The sequence below is a fragment of the Chromobacterium vaccinii genome, assembly GCF_000971335.1.
GTDB classification, from domain to species: Bacteria; Pseudomonadota; Gammaproteobacteria; order Burkholderiales; family Chromobacteriaceae; genus Chromobacterium; species Chromobacterium vaccinii.
This window is the reverse complement of record NZ_JZJL01000093.1, coordinates 1-6,931: the sequence shown is the minus strand read 5'-3', so window position 1 is coordinate 6,931 and position 6,931 is coordinate 1. Positions and strand designations below refer to the sequence as shown.

8 protein-coding genes are annotated in these 6,931 nt (G+C 58.9%); all 8 read left to right on the top strand.

Features of this window, described 5'->3' with window-relative positions; all coding sequences use genetic code 11:
• On the top strand, window positions 1-397 hold a 397-nt coding region (locus VL52_RS25485; protein ID WP_046159122.1), incomplete at its 5' end, for a DUF2345 domain-containing protein.
• 42 nt (window positions 398-439) lie between these two features.
• Window positions 440-1,711, top strand: coding sequence for a hypothetical protein (locus tag VL52_RS24865; RefSeq protein ID WP_144410383.1), 1,272 nt, complete (start codon window positions 440-442; stop codon window positions 1,709-1,711).
• Complete coding sequence (locus VL52_RS24860) at window positions 1,689-2,162, top strand: hypothetical protein (RefSeq protein WP_144410382.1); 474 nt, start codon at window positions 1,689-1,691, stop codon at window positions 2,160-2,162. Before VL52_RS24865 ends, VL52_RS24860 begins: the two co-directional genes overlap by 23 nt.
• Before the next feature lie 246 nt (window positions 2,163-2,408).
• Window positions 2,409-4,268 (top strand): type VI secretion system baseplate subunit TssF, encoded by a 1,860-nt coding sequence (tssF, locus tag VL52_RS22400; RefSeq protein WP_046159120.1) that lies wholly within the window; start codon window positions 2,409-2,411, stop codon window positions 4,266-4,268.
• Window positions 4,269-4,275: 7 nt separating this feature from the next.
• On the top strand, window positions 4,276-4,575 hold the full coding sequence (locus VL52_RS22395) for a hypothetical protein (protein ID WP_046159119.1): 300 nt from the start codon (window positions 4,276-4,278) through the stop codon (window positions 4,573-4,575).
• Window positions 4,562-5,596, top strand: a complete 1,035-nt coding sequence (gene tssG / locus VL52_RS22390) for a type VI secretion system baseplate subunit TssG (protein WP_235429358.1) — start codon at window positions 4,562-4,564, stop codon at window positions 5,594-5,596. The genes VL52_RS22395 and tssG overlap by 14 nt, the downstream gene beginning before the upstream one ends.
• Window positions 5,597-5,613: 17 nt before the next feature.
• Complete coding sequence (locus VL52_RS22385; RefSeq protein WP_046159117.1) at window positions 5,614-6,321, top strand: hypothetical protein; 708 nt, start codon at window positions 5,614-5,616, stop codon at window positions 6,319-6,321.
• A gap of 36 nt (window positions 6,322-6,357) precedes the next feature.
• On the top strand, window positions 6,358-6,931 hold a 574-nt coding region (locus VL52_RS22380), incomplete at its 3' end, for a Clp protease N-terminal domain-containing protein (RefSeq protein WP_046159116.1).

The following is a 6,931-nucleotide window of genomic DNA, read 5'->3' as shown; positions in this document are numbered from 1 at the left end:
CACCATCACCTCGGCCAAGCAGAGGATCCATTTCAACGGCAAACAGGAAATCCTGCTCACCAGCGGCGGTGCTTATGTGCGGATCAAGGATGGCAAGATTGAGTTGCATGCGCCGGGCACGGTCAGCTTCAAGGGGGCTAGCCATGATTGGAGCGGCGGGACGAGCTTGGGGCAAATGTTTAACTCTATGCCAGATGCCAAGTTTGATAACAAATATCAAATTCTTGACGAGCATACTGGCCAGCCATTGGCCAACCAGAAGTACAAAATCATCCGTGAGTCAGGAGAGAAGGAACTGGGCATTACTGATAGCCAAGGCTTTACTCATGTTATTAAAAACCCTGATGCAGCAGAGAAACTACAGTTGCATTTAGTTACGTCAAAAAAGAAGAACTGAAAACGCGACACTGGCATCAGCAAGCATGGGAGGAATGAAGTAATGGGCGCCGCTACTGACACAGGACAGTGCTTGTATGAAGACTCTCTCAAGTCTTCTAATTCTGGCAAGCCTAATGTAACAATTATCAATGTGCCGCGTAAGATAATCTTGCTAACGCCGTTGGATGATGGTTCCAAGAATGATGGAACCGGAGAAAATTTTCAGAAAGCAATGATTTATGGCAACAAGTATGAGTTTGCCGTGGTGCTTATGAATGGCTGCGCTCCTGCTAGTGGTGATGATTATTGTTGGGCTGTTGAATATCGCAGCCCAGACACATCTGAATCCAAGATGGTGAGGAAGGAGCTTGGGAATTTAGGTAGTAAGGCGAAAATTCAGATTGATGATCCTGATTTTTGTGGCTGTGAATTAAAAATCAAAGTATATCTTGATAATCCAGAGCAGGGCTGTGAGCTGGTTCAGTTTGTGCATAATCGTTTCCGCTGGTTTGATGCGAAGCGCGTACAGACGCAGGTCCAAGAACGGATGAGGGAACCATGGCGCATCGACCAGGGTAGTAGCAGTTTGTGTGGGATGGCTGCGCTGTATTATGTGACGATTAAGCGAAGTCCTGATCGTTATAGAAAAATCGCGCATGAACTACATCGGACTGGATTATGCAAGATTGACGATTTTACTATTGAGCCCTCTGATTCGATGTATGAGATCAAGCCGAAGGATGGTGATTATCAACACATGCACATGTGGGAGGCCGACTGGATTGTGCTTGCTGGTACAAGAAGCTCTGAAAGCAATCTAGGCTACCATGGTATTGAAACGGGAAATTGGGATCAGTTTACTGCAATTAATTGGCCAGGAATGATGGCAGACTTGGTTAGGAAAATTGCAGGCTATGGAAGTGTTGAGTCAGTGGATATCGGCCTATTGCACCCAGTAGCCAAAAAATTGTTTTCATATGCGGGCGAGGATGTTTCAGATGCGCTCGCTGAGTTGAGGAAAATAGACTCTCATAAAGCCAGGGGTCATCAAATTCTTTTGATGATTGATGCTAATATGATTGGCAATCAACCTAATTATAGTGTTGGTGATATTAAAAACTCTCATTGGGTTGTGTATGAGGGGGGGCTGTTGGATGGTAAAGATCAGGTTAGCTTTAAAGTATATACTTGGGGCTTTGATCCTGAGTCCATACGGAAATACGATTTACGTGGGATGTTAGGCGCTCCAGATCCAAGTACGGTGATGACTCCTAATGGTATTTCAAGCAGCGCATTCGAGAGCAATTACTATGGATATATTGAGGCTTTTTAAGATCCCATTCATCTCGTTGGGGTGTTTGTTGCTATCCAGTTGCGCTATGGCAGAAGAGTGCGCGAATTTGGTTAATAGTTTTACCATTTCTAACTGGAAGGGCAAGCCGCCGCGAAGTGCGATTTTGTATAGATACCAGGCTAATGGAGAGTTTTCTAATCCGATACAAGTAAGCAGGGATGGATATCAAGCAAATATTTGGTGGCCTAAAGAAAATAAAACGCCGACATTGATTATGAAATTCTCAGACTATGGTACGAAGAGCTTGCCTGTTGGTGCGGATTATACGTTGATCTTGGATGATATGTATCAATTTAAGATCCATAGCCTGGAAAGAACCAGGGTGTCATTGGGTTGTCAGCTTGGTGGTGGTAAGGTCAATAGCTGTAGCACAATATTTGGTGGTGCAGGAATTGCATTTGAGCGTGAATGTGCAGAAATTATTAAATAGCTTTTTCATAAATTTTCCGTATTTTAATATGAGAGTTTGAATTATTAAATAAATTTCCAGCATGGCTAAGACTGGAGGTGGTACTTAGTCAGTTTTTTGCTGCGTAGTTCAGCGTGCTGGTGATTTTTGGGTATGACTTGCCTACGAATTTGAAATGAGGCGTTGAGTAATAGATACAGTTTATTCAATGCTAATTACTACCATAAATAATTCTCAGCCCCGCTATGCGGGTTTGCCATGTGACGCATGCTTGAATCTCTACTTCCTTACTACGAACGCGAACTCGGCCACCTGCGGGAGCTGTCGGGCGAGTTCGCGCGCCGCTATCCCAAGATCGCCGGCCGGCTGCAGATGGAAGGCGACCAGTGCGCCGACCCGCACACCGAACGGCTGATCGAAGCGTTCGCGCTGCTGGCGTCGCGCATCCACAAGAAGCTGGACGACGATTATCCGGAAGTGGCGGAAAGCTTCCTGGACGTGCTGTACCCACACTATCTGCAGCCGATTCCGTCGGCCACCATCGTCCAGTTCGAGTGCGATCCGGCGCGGCCGGAGATCGCCAAGCGCTACCGCGTGGAGCGCGGCCAGCCGGTGCACGCGCCGGCTATCAACGGCGTGGTGTGCAAGTTCCGCAGCGCCTACCCGGTGGACCTGTATCCGCTGTCGCTGAGCAATGCCAAGCTGGAGCTGACCAGCGGCTCGCCCTATCTGCGCCAGCTGGCGCCGGACGCGGCGGCGCTGTTGACGATGGAGTTCCAGACCCACGGCGGCCTGGCCTTGAACAGCATAGGCTTGAGCTCGCTGCGCTTCTTCCTGGACGGCGAGCCGGCGCTGATGCACCTGCTGTACGAGCTGTTGTTGTCCCAGGTGCTGCGCATCCGCGTCGGCGACGGCAGCGAGGACCCGTCGCGCAGCGCGGTGCTGCCGGCCTCGGCCATCCGTCCGGTGGGTTTTGGCCGCGACGAGGGCATGCTGGAGTACGACGAGCGCTCGTTCATGGGCTATCGGCTGCTGACCGAGTATTTCTGCTATCCGGACAAATTCCTGTTCGTCGACATCGCCGAGCTGGACAAGGTGGCTGCGCGGCTGGGTGGCGGCAAACTGGTGTTGCAACTGGTGCTGGGCGACTACCCGGACAGCGAACGCCATCACCGCCTGTTGACCCAGCTGCAGGCGCATCATCTGAAGCTGGGCTGCGCGCCCATCGTCAACCTGTTCAACCAGCCCGGCGAGCCGATCCGCGTCAGCCATCAGAAGGCCGGCTACGCGGTGCTGGCAGATGGCCGCAAGCAGCAGGCCTACGAGGTGATCCAGATCCGCCGCGTGGTGCGGGTGGAGAAGTCCGGCGAGGGCGAAAGCAGCGAGGAAGTGCCGCCGTTCTACGCGACGCGCCACGGCAGCGAGCGCCAGACGCCGCGATTCTACTGGCACGCCAGCCGCGAAGGCTCGCCGCGCGCCGGCGACAAGGGCACCGACCTGGAATTGCACCTGGTGGACCTGCAGTTCAACGCGGTGCGGCCGGCGGCCGAGGTGCTGAGCCTGGACTTGCTGTGCAGCAACCGCGACCTGCCGGAGCAGATTCCCTTCGGCGGCAGCCAGGCGGCGCAGCGCACCGATTTCAGCCTGCCCGGCCATTCGGTGGTGAAGCGGGTGCGTTTGCTGCGCAAGCCGTCGGCCACCCAGCGCAGCCCCTTGGGCCGCGCGGTGCAGTGGCGGCTGATCTCGCATCTGTCGTTGAACTACATGTCCATCGTCGATTCCGGCGTGGCGGCGCTGCAGGAGATGCTGGCGCTGTACAACCTCACCGGCTCGCCGGTCAATGTGCGCCAGATCCAGGGCGTGGTGGGCATAGACAGCAAGCCGGCGGTGACCCGCGTCACCGGCCGCGATTTCGCCGGCTTCGTCCGCGGCAGCGAAATCAGGCTGAAACTGGACGCCGATTATTATGTCGGCGGCAGCGTTTACCTTTTCGCCTCGGTGCTGGAGCGCTTCTTCGCGCTGTATTGCGCGCCCAACAGCTTCACCCGGCTGCAGGTGGAAACCGCGCAGCAGAACCAGGAAGTGGCGGTGTGGCCGGCGCGGGCCGGCGAGGCCTTGGTGATTTGAGGTGGCCATGGAGTGGATGGTGGTTTCCGCGCTGATGCCTAGCGTGCTGCAACTGTTTTATTACTCCTTTTTCCATGGACGCATGGAAAAAGAGAAGCAAAGCCGGCGGAATTGGATGGTTTGTGCGGGTTTGCCGTTGGCATTTATCATGAGCTGCATCCTGTATTTTTTCAGCGGATCCTTGGCGGAGACGGCCATGGTTTCGCTTAGTCTCGTAGCGGGAGGCGTTTTGGGTTTGATCACCGGGCTGTTCTTCGGCTCATGGGCAATCAGGGGCAGGATGGAGGATGCGAATGAGCGGCGCTGACGTGGCGGTGACGCCGTCGCGCCGGCCGCGCGACCTGCATCGCGAGCTCGCGGCCGACGCCAGCCAGTTCGGCTTCTTCCAGGCGGCGCGCATACTCGGCCTGTCCGGCGCGCGCCGGCCGGGCGCGCGGCGCGGGCGTTTGCCGGAACGGCTGCGCTTTCGCACGCTGGCGTCTTTGTCCTTTCCCGCCAGCGAGCTGACCGGCTACAAGCCGGCGGCGGAAGAGAGCGACGCGGCGGATGAGATGACGATCAGCTTCCTCGGCCTGACCGGGCCGAGCGGCGCGCTGCCCACCGCCTACACCGAGCTGCTGCTGGAGCGCCGCTTGCGCCACCGCGACGACACCATGCACGCCTTCTTCGACTTGTTCAGCCACCGGACCGCGTCGATGTTCTTCGACGCCTGGTGCAAGTATCGCAGCTGGATCAACGTCGAGGCCGGCGAGCGCGATGGCTTTACCCGCAATCTGCTGGATCTGGGCGGCGTCGGCCTGTCCCAGCTGCGCCAGCAGATGGGGCCGGGCGCGGAGCTGGACGAGCGGATGTTCGTCTATTACGCCGGCCTGCTCAGCCAGAAGCCGCTGTCGGCGCAGTCGCTGTTGACGCTGGTGGAAGGGTTCTTCGGCGTCGACGCCAGCCTGGAGCAGTTCGCCGGCCAGTGGCTGCAGGTGCCGGAGGGCGAACAGAGCCAGCTGGGCATGGATGGCTGCGAGCTGGGGCTGTCGGCCTTCGCCGGCGAGCGCATCTGGGACCGCCAGACCAAACTCAAGCTGCGACTTGGGCCGCTGCGCCGCGAGCAGTTCAACGCGCTGCAGCCGCACGCCGCCGGCGCGCAGGCGCTGCGCGCGCTGATGAAGTTCGCGCTGGGCCATGGCCTGGCCGCCGAGGTGTGCCTGGTACTGGACGAGCGCGATGTCCAGCCGGCGGCGCTGGGCTCGGCCACGCTGAGTCTGGGCGGCGACAGCTGGATGGGCAGGCCGTCCGGCCATCCGGACGATATGCGTTACACGCTGTTGGACTGAAACGGGAAACGGAAGCCATGGGCATACTCAAGCGATTGATGGGCCGCGGGAAAACCGCTCAGCTCAGCGTGAGCGGCGGAGACGCGCCGCCGGAACTCGCCGCGGCGGTTGAAGCCCTGCAGGGCGAGGATTGGCCCCAGGCGCTGCGGCTGGCGCAGCCGCATCTGGAGGCGAAGTCCGCCAGCCTGCGCGCCGACGCCTACCGTCTGTGCGCGCTGGCCACCAGCCGCCAGGGGCAGTGGCGCACGGCTTTCTCCTGCTGGCAGAAGCTGTTCGAGCTGGAGCCGTCCGCCCACAACGCCTTGCAACTGGCCAGCGCGTCGGTGATGGCCGGCGAGGTGGAGCGGGGCAAGGCCTGGCTGATGAAGTTCGACGAGATCAACCGCGTCCGCCGCGAGTCCTCTTGCGCCGCGGCCTACGTCAATTTCATCTCCGCGCTGACCCAGGCTGGCCACGCGCGCGAGACGCTGCCCTACCTGACCTGGCTGCGCGAGCTGTACCGCCAGCTGAAGATCACCGACGACATGTTCCTGCACCAGCGCGGGGTGCCGTTCTTCGCGGTTTTCCTGGAGAACAGCTGGCCCTTGCTGCTGCAATGCCTGAACGAGAAACAAGTCCGGGAATGGTACGGCGCGATGCTGGCCGACCTGGACGACGACGGTTGCGCGGCGCTGAGAGGCTGGCTGGGCGAGATGATGCCGGCCGCCGCCGCCAACGATGAATGATTTGAATCCACACCTTTAGAGAATGAGTGCAAGCATATGTCCGTATCGCTGAAATCCCTGATAGACCGGTTGACGCCCACTGCGCGGCAGGCCATTGAACAGGCCGCCAGCCGCGCGCTGGCCCGCACCCACTTCGAGATCGAGATCGAGCATGTGCTGCTGGCGATGTTCGACCAGGACGACAATGCCGCGCTGGCGGCGCTGCGCGCGCTGGGCGCGGACCTGTCCCGCGTCGAGCGCGAGCTGGACGCCGCGCTGGACAACTTCCGCAGCGGCAATACCCGCAACCCGGTGCTGTCGTCGTGGCTGCCCAAGTGGCTGGAGAAGGCCTGGCTGCTGGCCAGCGCCGAGCACGGCCAGGACAATGTGTCCACGCTGGACCTGCTGCTGGCGCTGTGGCAGGACGACGCGCTCAAAGGCGCGCTGCAGTCCGGCGCGCCGGCATTGGCCCGCCAGGACGCCGGCAGGCTGCAAGGCGCTTACGCGGCGCTGCGCCAGCATGGCGGCGAGACGGCTGGCGGCGCTGAGCCGGTGGCCGAGTCGGATGAGGGGGATATCCAACAGGCCGCGCCGCAGGGCAAGCGCGGCAGCCCGGCTTTGGACAAGTACA